At 41.7% G+C, this 18,470-nt stretch carries 17 protein-coding genes; 5 read left to right on the top strand and 12 right to left on the bottom strand.

Translation table 11 applies throughout. From position 1 onward, the window contains the following. Positions 1–6: 6 nt before the first annotated feature. The 4 genes from L0B17_RS04765 to L0B17_RS04750 form a co-directional block, all read right to left on the bottom strand. Positions 7–816 carry a CbbQ/NirQ/NorQ/GpvN family protein gene (locus L0B17_RS04765; RefSeq protein WP_235087982.1) on the bottom strand — a complete coding sequence of 270 codons (810 nt, stop codon included), beginning with the start codon at positions 814–816 and terminating at the stop codon, positions 7–9. A gap of 52 nt (positions 817–868) precedes the next feature. After that, the gene (locus L0B17_RS04760) at positions 869–2,857 is read right to left on the bottom strand and encodes a nitric oxide reductase activation protein NorD (protein ID WP_235087981.1); all 1,989 of its coding nucleotides are present in this window, start codon (positions 2,855–2,857) and stop codon (positions 869–871) included. Positions 2,858–3,115: 258 nt separating this feature from the next. Further along, entirely contained in the window at positions 3,116–4,537 is a 1,422-nt protein-coding gene (locus L0B17_RS04755) for a cbb3-type cytochrome c oxidase subunit I (RefSeq protein ID WP_235087979.1), read from the bottom strand. Between the two features lie 15 nt (positions 4,538–4,552). Continuing rightward, positions 4,553–4,999 carry a c-type cytochrome gene (locus tag L0B17_RS04750; protein ID WP_235087978.1) on the bottom strand — a complete coding sequence of 149 codons (447 nt, stop codon included), beginning with the start codon at positions 4,997–4,999 and terminating at the stop codon, positions 4,553–4,555. Positions 5,000–5,565: 566 nt separating this feature from the next. Between L0B17_RS04750 and rapA the strand changes: the two genes are divergently transcribed. Together rapA and L0B17_RS04740 are read left to right on the top strand one after the other, a co-directional pair. After that, on the top strand, positions 5,566–8,469 hold the full coding sequence (gene rapA / locus L0B17_RS04745; RefSeq protein WP_235087976.1) for an RNA polymerase-associated protein RapA: 2,904 nt from the start codon (positions 5,566–5,568) through the stop codon (positions 8,467–8,469). Positions 8,470–8,626: 157 nt separating this feature from the next. Further along, positions 8,627–9,490 carry a DUF3530 family protein gene (locus L0B17_RS04740; protein WP_235087974.1) on the top strand — a complete coding sequence of 288 codons (864 nt, stop codon included), beginning with the start codon at positions 8,627–8,629 and terminating at the stop codon, positions 9,488–9,490. Positions 9,491–9,634: 144 nt separating this feature from the next. On the opposite strand, the gene L0B17_RS04735 is transcribed toward L0B17_RS04740, so the two are convergent. Further along, on the bottom strand, positions 9,635–10,441 hold the full coding sequence (locus L0B17_RS04735; RefSeq protein WP_235087973.1) for a crotonase/enoyl-CoA hydratase family protein: 807 nt from the start codon (positions 10,439–10,441) through the stop codon (positions 9,635–9,637). Between the two features lie 372 nt (positions 10,442–10,813). On the opposite strand from L0B17_RS04735, the gene L0B17_RS04730 reads away from it, so the two are divergent. Both L0B17_RS04730 and L0B17_RS04725 read left to right on the top strand, forming a co-directional pair. Beyond that, entirely contained in the window at positions 10,814–11,809 is a 996-nt protein-coding gene (locus tag L0B17_RS04730; protein WP_235087971.1) for a response regulator, read from the top strand. Between the two features lie 18 nt (positions 11,810–11,827). After that, positions 11,828–12,793, top strand: a complete 966-nt coding sequence (locus tag L0B17_RS04725; protein WP_235087969.1) for a sensor domain-containing diguanylate cyclase — start codon at positions 11,828–11,830, stop codon at positions 12,791–12,793. A gap of 135 nt (positions 12,794–12,928) precedes the next feature. Here L0B17_RS04725 and rraB read toward each other — a convergent pair whose 3' ends face one another. From rraB to L0B17_RS04695, 6 genes are all read right to left on the bottom strand, one after another. Further along, positions 12,929–13,387 (bottom strand): ribonuclease E inhibitor RraB, encoded by a 459-nt coding sequence (gene rraB / locus L0B17_RS04720; protein WP_235087967.1) that lies wholly within the window; start codon positions 13,385–13,387, stop codon positions 12,929–12,931. Between the two features lie 57 nt (positions 13,388–13,444). Continuing rightward, complete coding sequence (locus L0B17_RS04715) at positions 13,445–14,179, bottom strand: 1-acylglycerol-3-phosphate O-acyltransferase (protein WP_235087966.1); 735 nt, start codon at positions 14,177–14,179, stop codon at positions 13,445–13,447. Positions 14,180–14,354: 175 nt separating this feature from the next. Then, positions 14,355–15,137, bottom strand: coding sequence for a metal ABC transporter permease (locus L0B17_RS04710; protein WP_235087964.1), 783 nt, complete (start codon positions 15,135–15,137; stop codon positions 14,355–14,357). 3 nt (positions 15,138–15,140) lie between these two features. After that, positions 15,141–16,046 carry a metal ABC transporter solute-binding protein, Zn/Mn family gene (locus L0B17_RS04705; RefSeq protein ID WP_235087962.1) on the bottom strand — a complete coding sequence of 302 codons (906 nt, stop codon included), beginning with the start codon at positions 16,044–16,046 and terminating at the stop codon, positions 15,141–15,143. After that, the gene (locus tag L0B17_RS04700; RefSeq protein WP_235087961.1) at positions 16,030–17,256 is read right to left on the bottom strand and encodes a hypothetical protein; all 1,227 of its coding nucleotides are present in this window, start codon (positions 17,254–17,256) and stop codon (positions 16,030–16,032) included. The genes L0B17_RS04705 and L0B17_RS04700 overlap by 17 nt, the downstream gene beginning before the upstream one ends. A gap of 121 nt (positions 17,257–17,377) precedes the next feature. Continuing rightward, a complete protein-coding gene (locus L0B17_RS04695) occupies positions 17,378–17,671 on the bottom strand; it encodes an ABC-type zinc uptake system zinc chaperone (RefSeq protein ID WP_235087959.1) in 294 nt (97 codons plus the stop codon). 212 nt (positions 17,672–17,883) lie between these two features. On the opposite strand from L0B17_RS04695, the gene L0B17_RS18080 reads away from it, so the two are divergent. Then, complete coding sequence (locus L0B17_RS18080) at positions 17,884–18,009, top strand: hypothetical protein (RefSeq protein WP_268834031.1); 126 nt, start codon at positions 17,884–17,886, stop codon at positions 18,007–18,009. On the opposite strand, the gene L0B17_RS04690 is transcribed toward L0B17_RS18080, so the two are convergent. Then, positions 18,006–18,332, bottom strand: coding sequence for a hypothetical protein (locus L0B17_RS04690; protein ID WP_235087958.1), 327 nt, complete (start codon positions 18,330–18,332; stop codon positions 18,006–18,008). The two genes, L0B17_RS18080 and L0B17_RS04690, sit on opposite strands and share 4 nt — an antisense overlap. Positions 18,333–18,470: the final 138 nt, after the last annotated feature.

Here is an 18,470-nt window from a genome sequence, read left to right as displayed (position 1 = left end):
AGCGGCTTAAAAATGAGCATTAACAAGTTTAACCAAAGCTTTAATGGTTTCAGTTTCATCGGTTAACGGCTCGATAATACAATGCAGACAGGCCACTTGGGCATGACAGCCGCTGGACATCATTTTTGCTGCATAGATTAATAAACGGGTTGATACCGCGGCCTTTAAATCAATATCACTTAAACGGCGAATATCAGCGCCTAACTTGACTAAGGTTTTAGCCAGTTCAAGATTTATTCCCGCTTCATGTACCAGAATATCGGCCTCATTATCTGGGCTTGGATAATCAAAAGACATAGCCACAAAACGCTGGCGGGTACTGGGCTTAAGCCCTTTCATCATATTTTGATAACCTGGGTTATATGACACCACCAACATAAAGTCTTTATGGGCTTTGATCACTTCACCTGTGCGTTCAAGATGCAGCTCGCGGCGATGATCAGATAACGAATGCAGTACAACGGTTGTGTCTTTGCGCGCCTCAATAATTTCATCTAAGTAACAAATACCGCCATGACGCACCGCACGCGTCAGTGGGCCATCTTGCCAAAACGTGCCGTCAGAACTGACTAAATGACGGCCAAGTAAATCGGCAGCAGTTAAATCGTCGTGGCAAGAAACGGTCACTAACTCGCGCTCAAGTTCTTGTGCCATATACTCTACAAAACGCGTTTTACCGCAGCCGGTTGGCCCCTTAATAAGGATCGGTAAATTGTGTGCCATGGCAAAGTTAAAAATATCGACTTCGTTGTCTTGCACTTGGTAGTAACAATTGTTAGCTGTTTCAGTTTTATGGATTTGCGTGTCTGTTGTCATTGCCGTTTCTCTTATATCGAAAAATGATTAAATATAAACTCACAAGAAGTCTCTAATGCACCGCAGTAAGATGCAGATAAATTTTAGGTAAAACTCGCGGTAACTCACTGGCGTTACTCACAATAGCAAAGCCATTGCTGCCAAATAGATAAGGTAAATAATCATGGCCTTTTTTATCTATGGTGACGCAATAGGGGACTAAACCTAATAGTTTGGCTTCAACTATCGCTTGGCGAGTATCTTCAATACCGTAACGACCTTCATACTGGTCTAAATCGTTTGGTTTACCGTCGGTTATGATCAATAACACCTTGTTCGCTCCGCCGCGCTGCAATAATAACTGACTCGACTGGCGAATAGCGGCGCCCATACGGGTGTAATAACCGGGTTCGATGCGGGCTATGCGGCCACGCACATGATCGCTATGGGGCATGTCGAAATTTTTAAGAATATGAAAACGAACATGTTGACTGCGCACCGATGAAAAACCATATAAAGCAAAGTCATCACCCAAACGCGTCAATGCTTCACTGAACACCATTAAGCTGTCACGAATAACATCAATGACCCTTTGTTTATCATCAACATAAGCTTCAGTTGATAGTGATAAGTCTGCCAGAATAAGACAATTCACATCCCTGTTTTGGCGCTGGGTATCAATATAAAAGGCTTGTTTACTGCTGTCTTTAACCGGTAAAGCAAAGTTATCAATCCAGGCATCAAGATCGATTTCATCGCCGCTAGGTTGAGCTTTTCGACGATTTGGGGTTAAGCCTATGTGCGCAAACAGTGCCAGAATATCTTGGCTAAGCTTTTGGTATTCACAGGATAACGCCATCGGCTCAACATCATCACTTATCATGGTTTGCAGCACACAAGCATTGTCTACTAAGCGCTGCTGTTTATAGTCCCACTCAGGTAACAGAATACCGTCGCCAAGACGTAAATCATCTTGGGCGGCTGCGGGTAAATCTAAGTCGAATCGAATCCGAGCCGCATTGGCTTTTCTGTGCCTAGACAAACTAATGATATCTAAGTCTTTGGCTATTTCAGTGACATCGGCATCATCGTCTTCATCGCTTTGGCAGCGATCTAAATTGATCTGTTCAGTCCAGGTCATCAAGGCTTCAGCTTGAAACACTAAAAGACCATCGGTTTTACGGTTGTCGTCGGTATATTGCGCCTTCTTACGTTGCTCAATTTCTTGCAGTTCGCCCGGTTTTCGCTTGCTGTTTTTCTGATTGTTTTTCTCGTCCATAGGGTCAAAATTAGCCCCTTGCCCTTGTACATCTACTGGTGGATAAAGCCATAAAGGCACAGGCAACACGTCTTTACTGCAAGGGGGATATTGATTAATAACCCCAGGAATTTTAAGCACGGTGGCAATGGCTTTCTCTGCCTGATCTAAGCCATTATCTTTACTGAAAAAATCACCTTTAAAAAAATGATGGTTTAATGAAGAAGTTGGTTTTTTTTTAAGGGATGCATCAATTTCGATACTGCGCAGACGCAGTACCTCGTGCGCTAAGGTGCTGTAAAGTCGCCTTAGGCCGGCGTATTCAGTTATTAAATGGCAAGTTGCCTGCTGATTGTCATTAAACCAATCATGTTGATTTTGATTAAATACAGGACCGCTATTATTTGCATCAGGGTGGCCTACATTATGATTGTTTAGCTCAGCACTGCGGCGCTGTTTATCTAGCTGGGCAGCTAATGCCGTGAGCCAAAAATATAGCGACTGATTAAGATTTTTATCGGTAAATAAGGCGATATAAGGTGGTAGTCTAAGGCTACGTTCATCTTGCCAACTTACATAGAATTGTTTATGACTGCCGGCAATTTTTTGCATTGTGCTGCGGTGAATATTAAGTTCACGCTTTTCAGCCATTTCAACACTTTTGGCGCCATCGCCGCCCATAGCGCGGTAATAAATAAGTAACTGTGATTGTAATTCACTGAAATGAACCTTGGTATCGTCATGGTCAGTAGTCACTTGGGACGTTAACCATTTGTCCCATATTTTGCCGACGACTTCTTCCATTTTTACCTCGATAATTAAAGAGTGACTCGTTTTGCGACTTGAGATGAAAAAGCACTAAGATTGAAATAGCACTAGAGTTACAAATAGCGCTATGGGGTCAAATCCCACTACAAGGGTTCAATAAAATCCAGCCAAGTAAAAGGGTGGCAACTTACCTGGCTGGCTCAATCGGTGCTGTTGTTAAACATTAAAATGGGGCAGACATCAATCAATCACCGCCCCATTGGCGTGTTTAAATAACCCATTATTACTTCTGGTTTAAGCCATTTTCTCAACTACATTAGCATTATCGCTAAGCTGTTTTTTACCATCATAATTAGCGACCACAAAGCTGGTAAAATACGTTATAACACCTGCGGTGAAGATTAATGCAAATCCAAGTCGTACCACATAAAATGGGGTTAACTCTGTTTGAGTTGCCATAAAGCCTAACGCTTCACCAGCTTCTGGTAACCGCTGCAACGCCACTTGCCAAATACCTGCTGCGGTCAGCGCAAAGGTAATGCCAAGCATACCGATACACATCAACCAAAAACTGATGCGTTCCACTTTTTGTGCCCTGGCACTGTTACCCTGCAAACGACCATTCATCACCGGCATAGAGTAAGAAATCATGCACATGACTACCATGGCATATGCGCCAAAGAAGGCTAAATGACCATGTGCGGCAGTTAATTGTGAACCGTGTGTATAGTAATTTACGGGGGCTAAGGTATGTAAGAAACCCCATACACCTGCGCCTAAGAAAGCCATAACAGCTGTACCTTGAGCCCAAGTAGTGGCTATCTTGTTACCATGATCTCGACGACGCTCTTTCACCACTTTGAAGGCAAATACCACCATCATGAAGAAAGGTACTGGCTCTAAGGCTGAGAATAGCGATCCCATCCATAACCAATATCTTGGTGGGCCAACCCAAAAATAGTGATGTCCCATACCTATCAGTCCTGAGATCAGCGCCATTGCAATAATGACATAAAGCCACTTTTCAATATGTTCGCGATCAACCCCAGTAACCTTAATGAGCACGAAGGCTAATAGCGCACCTAAAATAAGCTCCCACACACCTTCAACCCATAAATGCACCACAAACCACCAGAAGTATTTATCTAGGGTTAAGCTGTCAGGATTATAGAAAGAGAATAAATAGAACACCGCCAAACCGACAAGACCGGTTAGCAGCACCATATTAATCACTGTTTTGCGGCCTCTTAATATGGTCATACCGATATTAAATACAAAGGACAAACAGACTAATACGATACCTATTTTAGTGATGGTGGGTTGTTCTAAAAACTCACGTCCCATGGTAGGGAATAGCTCATTTTTGGTGATTCTAGCCAGTTCAGCATAAGGCACAAGTAAGTAACCTAAAATGGTCGCCACACCTGCAAATGCAAACACCCAAAAGGTTATTTTTGCTAACATGGGACTATACAGTTCGGTTTCCGCTTCTTCTGGCACCAAATAATAGCTAGCGCCCATAAAGCCAAACAACATCCACACAATTAATAAATTGGTGTGCACCATACGTGCTGCGTTAAAGGGAATGTAAGGAAAACCAGCATCACCATTAATGTATTGCAGCCCCATGAGTAAACCAAAAATCACTTGGCCTGCAAATAAAATCATCGCAAAGATAAAATACGGCTTTGCAATTAGTTGAGATTCATACTTCATATTTCGCTCCTCTCCTTAACCTTCGATATTAGGTGGCCAATTGTTATCATCAATTCTGGATGTCCAGATCAGAAACTCTGCCAAACTATCGATTTCTTCATCGGTTAAATTAAATTGCGGCATCTTACGACGATGAGGAATAGGCAAAGGCTGGGCATTCATCCAGCCACGCATATAACTCTTAAATGCAGCCTCGTTACCCGCTCCACGACGATCAAACACGTTAGCAAGTTCAGGAGCATAATAAGCCCCCTCGCCCATCAAACTGTGGCAACCGATGCAATTGTTGGTTTCCCATAAACCCTTACCAGCAATCACTTGCTCAGTCAGCGCATCTCTATTTTCCCGCTTAGGCAGTTGGCGGACGGTGTCCACTGACAAACCAAACAGCAGTAACAAAAAGAAAAAGCTGCCGCCATAGTAAATATTACGGGCCATACTTTTTGTAAATTTCTCAGCCATTAACGACTCCTTGATATAAGATTTCACCTCCTAAATAGCAAACCTCATGCCAAATAATTAAGCCGTTGATATTTAATGACTATATTGATTTTTATTATCATTTTTTATATTTTGCAGTCGAATAAACAACAGGGCCTGTGTCAATTCGACTACACAGAAATGAGCAGCATAATAGGTTAAAAGGTGGGATAGTGAATTCAGCGATTGAGTAGTGTTAATTGATACTGAAGTCGTAAATCATGTTGTCTTGTCCGTCAGATAAAACCGCACACCATCTAAATTCAACGATAAAATTGTTGATATCTTAAGTGACGTAACCTTGAACAGCCTGATTCTATTTGGGCAGAAATTCTAAAAAGCAGTCAAATGAAATAATACATTGTTAAAAAATCACCGTTTGCATCAACCTTTACGAGCACTTATTAACCTCCCCGCGACGTGCTTGTTACAGTTATCAGATTAATTTTAAAATATCTGCCTAATTAAGTGCTAAAATTTTAAATCTGAGTGGGTTTGAGATAATATACGCCCCTTTTTGTTTCCCGCTTTAAACATGAGAGTTGAAGATGCCGTTTGCTTTAGGTCAACGCTGGATCAGTGATACCGAGTCAGAACTAGGATTAGGCACAGTCGTGCAAGTTGAAGGCCGGATGGTCACATTATTATTTCCTGCCACAGGAGAGAACCGGATGTTCTCCCGTGCTGAAGCACCTCTAACAAGGGTCATTTTTAATCCTGGTGATTGCATTGAAAGCGGTGATGGCTGGAAGCTGACCGTTGAAGATATTGAAGAAAAAGATCACATTGTGGTTTATCACGGGATCCACAGCGACACCCAAGAAAAGGTCAGTTTAAGGGAAACATTACTGAGCCATAATATCCGTTTTAATAAGCCGCAAGACCGCTTGTTTGCCGGTCAAATTGATCGTTTAGAACGTTTTGGTGTGCGCTACCAATGCCAATTGTTACGCCATAAGTTAGCCACCTCAGATTTACTCGGTTTACAAGGTCCACGTGTAGGCTTAATTGCACATCAACAATGGATAGCCCATGAAGTGGGTCGTCGTTATGCGCCTAGGGTATTACTTGCCGATGAAGTGGGCTTAGGCAAAACCATTGAAGCCAGGCTAATCATCCACCAGCAATTGCTAACCGGTCGCGCTGAACGCATTCTAGTGATAGTGCCAGATACTTTACGCCACCAATGGTTAGTCGAAATGCTGCGCCGTTTTAACCTCAGGTTTTCAGTATTTGATGAAGATCGCTGCGTTGAAGCCTATGCCGATAACGATAATCCTTTTTATACTGAACAATTAGTGATTTGTTCGCTTGAGTTATTGCGTAAAAAGAAACGTCTTGAGCAAGCATTAGATGCCGATTGGGATTTATTGGTGGTCGATGAAGCGCACCATTTAGAATGGTCTGAAGACGCTCCTAGTCGCGCATATAAAATAGTGGAAGCATTAAGTGAAGTTGTACCTGGAGTGTTACTGCTTACAGCCACACCAGATCAACTTGGTCACCAGAGTCACTTTGCCCGTTTACGTCTACTCGATCCTGATCGCTTTTATGATTACGACGCTTTCTTAAGCGAAGAAAACAGCTACAAAGATGTCGCCGATGCCGCTCAAGCGTTAGCGTCTAATGATAATTTAAGCCAAGATGCAATCAACGGCTTAACTGAGCTATTGTCAGAGAAAGACATCGAACCCAGTATTCGCTTAATTCAAGCCACTGATGTTGATAAAGAGCAACAACAAGAAGCCCGTGATGAATTATTACAAGAGCTATTAGACCGTCATGGCACTGGCCGCGTGCTTTACCGCAACAGCCGAGCCTCAGTAAAAGGTTTCCCGCAGCGTCATTTTAATGCCTATCCACAAGCAATGCCGGAGCAATACATCACGGCGCAAAGAGTGAATGACATGATGGGCGGCGCTAAAACGCCAGAAGCAAAAGCATTACAAGCCCTAAGCCCTGAAAAACTGTATCAAGCATTTGAAAATGACAGCTCATGGTGGAAGTTTGACCCCCGTGTAGACTGGTTAATTGATTTCCTTAAAAGTCATCGCAGTAAAAAAGTGCTCATTATTGCCAGCTTAGCCGAAACAGCGTTAAGCCTTGAAGAAGCTTTACGTACCCGCGAAGGTATTCAGGCAACGGTATTCCATGAAGGCATGTCTATTATCGAACGTGATAAAGCCGGTGCTTATTTTGCCCAGGAAGACGGTGGGGCTCAGGCGCTTATTTGTTCTGAAATTGGTTCTGAAGGACGTAACTTCCAATTTGCCAGTCATTTGGTGCTATTTGACTTACCGCTTAACCCAGATTTACTCGAACAACGTATCGGTCGCTTAGATCGTATTGGCCAAAAGAATGACATTCAAATTCATTTACCTTATTTAGCCGATACCGCTCAGGAACGCCTGATGCGTTGGTATCGCGATGGGTTAAACTCATTTGAACTCACCTGCCCAAGCGGCCATGTATTGTTTAATCAGTTTGCTGAAGAGTTAACTCAAGTATTGGCCAATGATGACGAAGAGGCACTGACACAGCTACTGAATCACACTAAGCAGCAATATCAGCAATTAAAAATATCCATGGAACAAGGTCGCGATAAGCTACTTGAAATCAACTCACATGGCGGTGAACGCGCCAACGCGCTGATAAAACGTTTAGCAGATAATGACAGCAGTACAGATTTGGTCGGCAGTGTCATCCGCTTATGGGACATTATTGGCGTTGACCAGGAAGATAGCGGTGAAAACACTATCGTGTTGCGCCCAAGCGAACATATGCTGTACCCAACTTACCCAGGTTTACCTGAAGATGGGGTCACTGTAACCTTCGATCGCGAAACTGCGTTATCGCGTGATGATATAGCCTTTATTTCGCAAGAGCACCCTATCGTACAAACGGGTCTAGATTTAATTACCGGTTCAGAAACAGGCACCACTAGTGTGGCTGTACTAAAAAACAAAGCGCTCCCTGCTGGAACCTTATTTTTAGAACTGATTTATATGGCTGATGCTTCAGCCCCCAAATCGACTCAGTTATACCGTTATATGCCACCGACGCCTATCCGTATTTTACTGGATAAAAGTGGTAATAATATGTCGGACAAAGTTGATTATAAAAGTTTTGACAAGCAACTTAGTGCGGTTAACCGCCATATTGCCAGTAAATTAGTCAACGCTTCTCAGCCGATATTGCACCCTTTGTTTGCCCATGGCGAAGCCCATGCCCAAACGGTATTATCTGAATTAGTTGTCAAAGCTAAAGATAAAATGAGTCATCAACTTGGTGGTGAATTAAACCGCCTTGAAGCGCTTAAAGCGGTTAACCCTAACATTCGTGACGCTGAACTGGATTATATCCGTAATCAAATGGCAGAATTGAATGACTATATTGACGACAGCTTGCTGCAACTTGATGCAATTCGCATGGTGTTGGTCAGCCACGTGTAATAATGCCTGACTTAAGCTATTTGTATTAATAGCAGATAAAAGTAGAAGCACATGTACTGTTAAAAGGCATGTGCTTCTTTTTTTAAATCAATTAAGCTATTATTGATATATAACTGCTTGTATCACAGTGGATTACTAGCATAAAAAAGAGGTTAATTTGAGCCCATTACGTACTTGGTATTACTTATTATGCGTGTTGTTCATGTCCACATCTGTATTGGCTCAACCTTCTTTTGCCCCCATTCCCGCCACTGAAATAAAAAAAATCACCGTAGCGGAAAAAGAGATTGATGTATTAGTCAGACCTTGGAGTGGCAAACAACAGTTTGGCTTAGCTATCATTATCGGGCCGTCAGACAGTCAGGCAGAAAGTATGGGGCTGGTAGGTTTTTTACGCCATCAACTCAACGCTAAAGGCTGGGCTACTGTCAGTTTAACCCCACCCAAAGGGTTATATAGACCTAACTTTGCCACCGAAAGTGAGCAGATAAAAAAAGCCGGTGACGCGCAACTTAGCTTACCCGCACAACAAGCCGTGCCTAAATATAATTCAGCGCAACTACTGGAGCTACGCAACTTTCAGCAAGCTAATCTCACTGAAGCATTAAATCAATTAACCACAATTAGCCAGCCATATCCTGGTGCAAAAATTATCATCGCATTTGATGACAGTGCAGGCATGGTCACTCACTTGTTATTTGAAAAGAAAATACCCAGCCCTGAGTTACTGATTTTAGTGAACCCGTATCGCGAATATGAAGACTTAATTGATGAATCGAATCAACGCAAACAAATAGCTGAACAATTGGTAATGATGTCTATTCCGATCTTAGATTTAGTGTCACCTGACGCTCACCCACTCGCACAGGCAAATGCGCCTGTGCGCAAGCAATACAACCAAGTCAAACCGATTAAGTATTATCGCCAATATCAGTTAGATTTAACCTTAGCTAACGCCAGTGGTTGGCAAGAAGCACTTGAACGTATCGAAGGGTTTTCAAGAAGCGTTATCGGCCGATAACGCTGGTGACTAATAATAAACAACCAGAATTCAGATAATTAGTGGAGCACTGTTCTCCACTTATTTAAACTTCTGTATCTACAACATCATAAGCCCCAATACGCTCACCAAAACTGTTAATCAATCGCTGCGACAAAGACAACTTTACCACCAAGGTTGACGAGGTTGATAAGATTTATCAGGATTTTTAGTTTGACGAATTGCAGCTATAACACGGTTTTTACCAATTAAAAGACGTATTTGGCTTAACGACTCTCGGCATAACAACTGCCTAACCGATGCCCCCCAACTGCGATTAATACTGTGTTTAATGGCCGCTATTGCATCGGGTGATGTTTGCATAAACTGTAAAGCCAAAGCTTCCGCCCTTGCCATCGCGTCCTCAGACACCTCTGACACTAAACCATATTCTAAGGCCATATCTGCGCTAAATACTTCTGCGCTATAGGTTAATTGTAACGCTTTATCTTTAGCCATAATCTGTCTTAAACTGGCAAGACCTGCCATATCAGGCACCAACCCCCATTTAGCTTCCATAATAGAAAACTTTGCCGAAGGTTCTGCAATACGCATATCAGCACCTAGTACAATTTGGGTGCCACCGCCAAAACAACACCCTTGTATTACAGCAATCACAGGTACCGGTAGCCGCTGCCAACCAATCGATACGCGCTGAGCTAAATTAGCATTCCCTGGCAACCATTTAAACAATAATGAAACAGCCTTAGACGGCTGCTTGGACAGACTTTTAACATCTAAACCAGCGCTGAAATTCCCTTGCGATCCTGATAAAATAATGGCTTTAATGTTACGGTCTTTGGCAATACGTTTAATCGTGTTATCAATAGCAACAAACATATCAAAATTTAATGCATTCATTTTCTCGGGACGATTAAGGCAAACATAAGCAATATGCTGCCTTATCTCGAGAGTCACTAAATTGATTTCCATGAAACATTTCCTTACTGGTCAGTCCAGATTTTAGGTTAACATGTTTGTCGTATTTAACGAATAGATATAACATGTCAACTTATTGTCCAAGGTCAATATGCCGACTACGGGTGAGATACAGCAAACAAGTTATTCACTTTTTGAGCATATTTCAGTGGGATTTTATCAAAACACTGCATGATATAAATGACCATCTCGTTAAGTTGATGTATGAAACTATTAATAATTTCGCATCTTGTTGTCGAGTATTCTAGAATGAAAGATAAAGCAGCAAAATGTCTTATAATAATAAATAAACGCCCAGATTGTATTGCTGCCCACGTGATAGTAAATACTTACCTCATCAAGGCGAAATAAGGACAACAAGTCAACATGACCATTCCGGTACTAATATGTGATGATTCTGCATTAGCAAGAAAACAGATGGCACGTACACTCCCAAAAGATTGGGATGTAGAAGTGACTTTTGCCAATAATGGCGCCGAGGGTATTGAAGCTATTCGCGCCGGAAAAGGTGAAATTGTTTTCCTTGACCTTAATATGCCAGTCATGGACGGCTATGAAGTACTAAAAATAGTTCAACAGCAAGACTTACCCGCATTAATTATTGTTGTTTCTGGTGATATTCAAATAAAAGCCCATGAGCGCGTTAAGGCATTAGGCGCATTAGACTTTATCCAAAAACCTGTTAGCGCAGATGCTATCAGCCATATTTTACAAGAATATGGCATATTAACTCTGACTCAGGGTGCTGAAGCTGATATAAAGCCTATGGTCAAAGTCGACCTACGTGATGCTTGCCAAGAAATTGCTAACGTTGCTATGGGGCGTGCAGCTGATTTACTGTCAAAACTGCTTGATGTTTTTGTGGTGTTACCTATTCCCAATGTTAACGTGTTAGAGGTCAGTGAATTGACCATGGCACTTAAAGCTACTGAAGATTCATCCTCAATATCGGCTCTTTGCCAAGGCTTTATTGGTGCTGGTGTCGCTGGCGAGGCATTGCTGCTGTTTCATGATTCCAGTTTTGAAGATATGGCAAAACTGATGAAAATTAATAGTGAAGAACAAACCCACACCGAAGTTGAAGTGTTAATGGATACCGGCAATGTGCTGATAGGCGCTTTTTTAAGCGGCATTTCTGAACAACTGGATATGAAATTTAGTCAAAGCCACCCAATTGTATTGGGACGTCATTGCACTGTTAACGACCTTATTCATGCCAGCTCAGAAAAGTGGCAACGTACACTTGCAATGGAAATTAATTATCGCATTGAAGATTACAATATCCAATGCGACTTACTGCTACTGTTTACCGAAGACTCGATACCTACGCTTAATTTTAAGCTTGGTTATCTTCTCGATTAAAAGTTGGATATTGTTAATATGTCAAATGATCACGATGCGATGAACGAACTACATTGGCTTATCGATATGGTGCAAACCATAGATGTCGGCTTGATTGTGTTAGATCGCAATTACAATATTCAACTGTGGAATGGGTTTATGGAAAACCACAGTGGTATTTCACCGAATTTTATTAAAGGCAAAAATCTGTTTACCGAGTTACCAGAAGTCCCTGCTGACTGGTTAAAACAGAAAATGGAATCGGTTTTTTTACTCAAAAACCGCACTTTCATCAGCTGGGAACAACGACCATACGTGTTTAAGTTTAAAAACTATCGTCCAATCACTGGCCGTGCTGACTTTATGTACCAAAACATTACTTTGCTGCCGTTAGCCTCATTGACGGGTAATATCACCCATATGAGTATTATTGTTTACGATGTCAGTGATGTCGCAGTCAATAGATTACAGCTCAAAGCAATGAACGAACAACTTGAAGAATTAAGTCAAACTGATGGATTAACTCAACTATACAACCGCCGACATTGGCAAAACTGTATGGAACGTGAGTATGAACGCAATATTCGTTATCAAGATCAAGCAACATTAGTGATGATCGATATTGACCACTTTAAAAGTGTAAACGATACCTATGGTCATCCCGCGGGCGATAAAGTCATTCAGCATATCGCCCATTTATTAAAGCAGTCTTTACGTGAAACCGATTGTGCAGGCCGATATGGCGGAGAGGAGTTTGCTATTGTATTGGCTAAAACAGGCTCTGCAGACGCCTTATATTTTACAGAAAGGTTACGGAAAAAAATTGAAGCCTCAGAGATAATAAGTGATAACCGTATCATTAAAGTTACTGTAAGCTTGGGGATTAACGAGATCAAACCTAGCACGGAGAACTGCTCTACTTGGTTATCAGGTGCGGATAAGGCGCTTTATCAAGCGAAACAAAACGGCCGAAACCAGAGTGTAGTATTTACCGATAACGAATAAGCCGCGCGTAAGTCGAGTAAATTAAGCATAAGCCGTAAACATAAAAACCACTCTAAATAGTGGTTTTTATGTTTGGTGTTGGCTTTAAAACGAGCCTAATGTTAAGCAACGCAATTTAATCGAATACTGTTAAACCTAGTGCTTTTTAACACTGTTATCATCATCTTCATAGTCGTCTTCATCTTCATCTTCAAAGCCGTCATCGTCATAACCATCGTCGTCTTCTTCACCCTCTTCAACGTCACCAACAAAGTAGGTGCCCCAGCCGTCATAATCGACCTTTTGTTTGACCGCAATAGCAATCAGCTGCTCACAAGCTTGATCCAGTAAAGAAACCTCTAACTTATGATTTGAGATAGCATCAAAACAGAAGATAATAGATCCATCTTCTAATTCCATCTCTTCAGCATCATTCACTTCAAAACCCATTTTGAACGCTTCAACAGCCGCTTTTTCTAAACGATCAAAATTATTCGATGAAAAATGATGTTCAATTGTGTATTCAGCATCAGGTTCTGAACCATCAGCAATAAGGGTTTCAACAATTTCGCGGTTTTCGGCTAACTGTTCTTTCAACTGACGTTCGACGGACATAACGTACTCCAAGACTTTAAAATAGATAAGGCAATAATTTGGCTATTATACGTTATCTTAAGCCGTAGGTTTAGCCATTAATTCGGCCGCTTCTAGATTTAGCTCTGCCCAACGCTTTGCCATAATAGTATGTACTTGCACTGCAAAAAGTTTTGCGTCTGCTTTATCGATACCTTGGGTAGTTATTGGTGCCATCATTTCAACAATCACCACACCGTTGTTCCAACGATTTAGCTTAATATGCGCCTGACAAGATGCCAATACCGGCACAACTGGCACTTGAGCTGCTATCGCGGTATGAAAAGCACCAACCTTAAGCGGTAATAAGCCACGACCCCGTGAACGGGTGCCTTCCGGAAAAATCCATACCGACAATAACTTTTGTTGCATTTTCTTAACCGTTTTTGCCATAGTATCAAATGCACTAGAACGATTTTTACGATCAATAAGAATATTACCGGTTAACCAGTAAATTTGCCCAAACAAGGGAACCCATGCCAAGCTTTTTTTGCCTAAACTCACAGTCGCTTTAGGCACTGCTGATGTTTGGGTAAAAAGATCGAAAGTGTTTTGATGGTTACCTAAATAGATATTCTGTTGATTAACTACATCAGGTTGTACATGACGAGTTATCACCTTAATGCCGAGCACTGGCGATACTGAGGAAAAAATCCTAGCCAACACATGAACATTGTCACGGTGCATAGGGCGAACGATGCATAAAATAAGTACCAAAACAAACGCGAGGCACAATAGTATGGCAAGTATTAACGTACGAGCGATTAGCAGCACAACAGACTCCTGCAGATTAATTGGCGACAGTATAACGATGGCTGTAAGTTGACTCAATCAATTTTGCATACATGTGTACGCTCAAAAAAGGCGAAACCAACACAAACCGTCGATTTCGCCTAATGATACAGACTATTTATGAACTACAAGCCTTTATAGATGAACAATAAATAATTTAATTCATCACTATTGGCGAGGTTTTATTCATTTGTGCAATGGCTAATCTAAATACTAAAGCACTAATAGCTAAAGTAGCAACAATAGCGGCACCACTGGGTAAGTCATAACTGGCTGATAACCATAAGCCACTAACATAACCAATAATGCCGACCATATAAGCCAATACTAATCTTGCTTTACCTAAGTATTTATTCAGTGCAAGTGCCGGTAAAATTAACGAACTAAAGACTAAATAAACCCCTACAAGCTCCACCGACAAAGTAATTACAATCGCAAATAGAAAGTAAAAACTCATGCCTTCGAGTAAGTTAGGCCTAATCGCAATAGCGGCTAAAATAACTGCTGAGACTGCTGCGGGTAAAATTAATTGTGACCAACTCACCCACAATATTTGACCCGACATTAACTGTTTTAACAGCTCAGCACCGTGTGGATCATTGGCTAACAGCAACATAGCCCCCACGGCACTCAGCACATAAAAACAACCAATAAAAGCCTCAAGCTCACCTTCAAATTTACGTGCCATCCAAGCTATTACACCCGCGCCAGCTAACGCGAATAGCGCTGGCATCCACACATGTGAAAAAGGGATATTCTCAATATCGTGATCAATATGCGACACAATAGCACCAAGTGCAGCAACCTGAGCAATGGCCAAATCTATAAAGATTATGCCACGCTTTAACACTTGCCGACCTAGCACCACATGAGTGGATAACACCAGCAAGCCAGCCACTAAGGCTGGCAATAGAATGGAGGCAAGTTCGAAATCAAACATGAGTTATTTCACCCCGTTTAATAACGACAACACATTATCGTACAAGCTGATTAAGTCAGTACTTTGCTCATTCCCGCCAATCGACATAGGTAAGGTAATAACCTTAAGATTAGCCCGTTCACCTAACCAATTTGCACCACGTTCATCTTGATAAGATGCCACAATAATCGCCATTACATCGCCCTTTTCAGCACGAGCAAGTAAAGTGGCTAAATGACTGCTTGTTGGTGCTAAACCAGGTTTAGGCTCTAAGTCTGCCACCTGCTCTATTCCGGTCCAGTTAAACAAATAACGAAAACTAGAATGGTAAGCGATAACTTTTTTACCCTTCAGACTTTGCGCTTGTTGTTGCCACTGTGGAATTTTAGCTTGCCACTGACTGCTAAAAAGACTCAATGCCTGTTCATAATCCGCTTTATTATCCGGATCTAACTGGATCAATTTAACAGATAAACCTTGAGCGACTTCAAGCACCTTAACAGGATCGAAATGCAAATGTGGATTACCTTTAGCATGCACATCACCCATAGAACGATCGACAGTATCGAGTTTATCTAAGGTGTCAGTATGTTCGGCGGCATAAAATAATCCGGTATCAGTTGAACGCACTCGGTTGTTAGACGCCTTCATCTGCAACATAGGTAACCAACCAATCTCCAGGTCAGCACCAGCACAAACCACTAAATCAGCCTGGCGCATTTTGGCAATTAAGCTTGGCCGAGCCTGCACCAAGTGCGGGTCTTGCATCGCTGTAGTGGCGGAATATACTTTTGCACCAGGCGCAAGTGACTGCGCCAATGCGGCATATTCTGGCTCACAAGCAAATACGTTTAACTCTGCATTGGCCGATGCGGAACATATCAACGCAAGCCCTGCAGCCATTTTAATCATTCTAGAATTGATGTGCACCGTGAGCTCCTAATGTCATAACATATTGTAAAGTGATGATATTGTCGTCTTCAAAACCCTCAAAGTTAGTCCCTTGCTGATGAGTATATTGCAGGCGAACTGTTGAGAAATGGCTGTGATGCCAAGCTAAGCTGATTTCAGTTTCTTTTAACTTTTGTGAATGTAAATGATCACCATGAGCTTCAAAAGTATCAACTTCACCATAGCGTAAACCCGTAGACCAATTTGGGTTTAATTGATATACGCTACTGACATACCAACCTTCATGATAGTCATTATTAGCGTCTTCACCTAACATGCCATGATCGTGATCGCCTTCATCTGCATGGTCGTGGTCAAGCTCTTCAACGCCAAAAATATCCGTTACACGAAAGTACTCGCCACTTACAGTTAAGTGTTGATATTTATAATTACCATTAGGTGCCCATTTATAAACAAAATCGGCAATATAGGTATTCTCACCAGTATAGTTAGCACTATGATCATGTCCCTCGTGGGCATCATGAGCATCGCCTTCGTCGGCATGATCGCGTTCTTCTTCGCCAATCAATTTACCATTGTCATTACCAAGGTAAGCTAAGCCTAGCTGCCAAGAGCTATCAACACCAATATCGCCACCTAGCTTGGTAAAAGCGGTATACACACCCAAATCACTAAAGTCACGCTCACCATGTTCATCTGCGGCGTGCATTTTATCACCCTGAAACACTTCAAGACCTAAGTTCCAATAAATATCTGTTGGAGCAACCAGGCTAACGCGTAAACCATCATCAAAATAATGTCCGCCTAAAAATGCACGGTAAGCGGCTGGACGGTCGGCAAAAGCATCAGTATGAAGATGTTGATTGTTAAGGTATCCCACATCAGATAAAAAACGTCCTGCGCGAACTGATAAACCAGCAGGTAATGCCATAGTTTGAATAAAGGCTTCTTCTAACTCTAACTCAGTATCACCGTCATGGCTGGCTAATACTGCTGTCACCTTGCCGTAGAACATATCGTCAATATTGGCGCTAATAGCCAATTCGGTTTCACCTAAGCCAAAGCCTTCAGCACGTTCAGACATAGCGCGGTCACCCGACTGATAATAGCCATCTAGCACGGCACTGATATTTGGGTTAGTTAAACTTGAGTCTTCCGCCATAACAGCAACAGCAGTAAACGCACAGCCGATAGCGACTAAAGATAAAGGTGTTTTTAAAACAGACATACATGCTCCCTACGTTCTAGCTTGCCATTTTATTTAGCAACACTAGAACCATAAACTCACGATCGTCAAAGCAATCATTGCTGACGATTCAATTAAAAATTAATCACAATTTGTAATGGGTCTATACGATAGTGGGAGGGCCACGACTGTAATAATGAAAGGTACTAACTGAGGTAAAAACAGGCAACACATCAATACTAACTTGGTATTGTTGCTTTTGAATGGGAATAGAAAAAGAAAATGAATGCAGTACTTTATTCAGCTGATGCTGATGAAAACACAAAGTACAGTGATGGGAGTTTACGCCGTCTTCATGGTGTTCAGTACTGTGATTTGACGCAGCAAAAGCCAATACCAGCAGAATGGCACAAAGCCAAATTGCGATATGTTGCTTTAACTGAAGGCTAAATCTCACAAAAATACCAAACTTAAGAAGATGTAATAAGGAGCACAATTCTAAAAGACAGTATTGAAAAAGCAAGCTATAGATTGTTACAAATCACTTCTAGCGTCACTTTATTCGCGGCTTGGCTATTCAACCAAAGACTTTATCAAATTAAGATAAACTTAAGCTGTTATTCGTAACATTGGCACATATTCTGTTAAATTGTAAAAATAGGACTGACCATGGCTAACTTTATACGTGACAACATCGGTATTATTCTCACTATGGTAATCATTGGCGTGGTTGTACTCGGTGGTATCTACTGGGTAGAAGCCTCTTTAGAGGGACAAGTACAGGTAATAGATTAATCAGCTTTTATGTTTTGAGCAGGTTCTTCCGGCGCTTCAATTAATATTAAGTGATCCATAATATGCGTTATCCCAACTAATATGACAGATAGTATGATTGTTGGGGTAACTATATGCATCACATTATCTAAAAAGTATCCAGCAACTCCCGCTGCCACCGCACTGTAAAAGCCTATCACTTTAGCTGATGTTAGCCACTTATTCCGTCCTAACCAAGCACCACACTTAGGGCATTGAATATGTGAACCAAGACCCTTACCACGGCTTTGCGTGACACTGGCTACTGAAAATCCTTTATGACAAAACGCACACTGTAATAACATCTAAAAATCCTTGCGGGGTAAACATCACTCATCAAACGTAACTTAGCCTAAATAACGTCAACAACCCTATTAAATCAGCGGTGTATTATGGGCTAATATTAGCTTAATGCCAAAAGCTTATTGGTTAAGTGATAGAAA

The organism is Shewanella sp. OMA3-2 (assembly GCF_021513195.1).
Taxonomy (GTDB): domain Bacteria; phylum Pseudomonadota; class Gammaproteobacteria; order Enterobacterales; family Shewanellaceae; genus Shewanella.
Note: the sequence above shows the minus strand (reverse complement) of the source record. Positions and strands in the feature narration are given on the sequence as shown.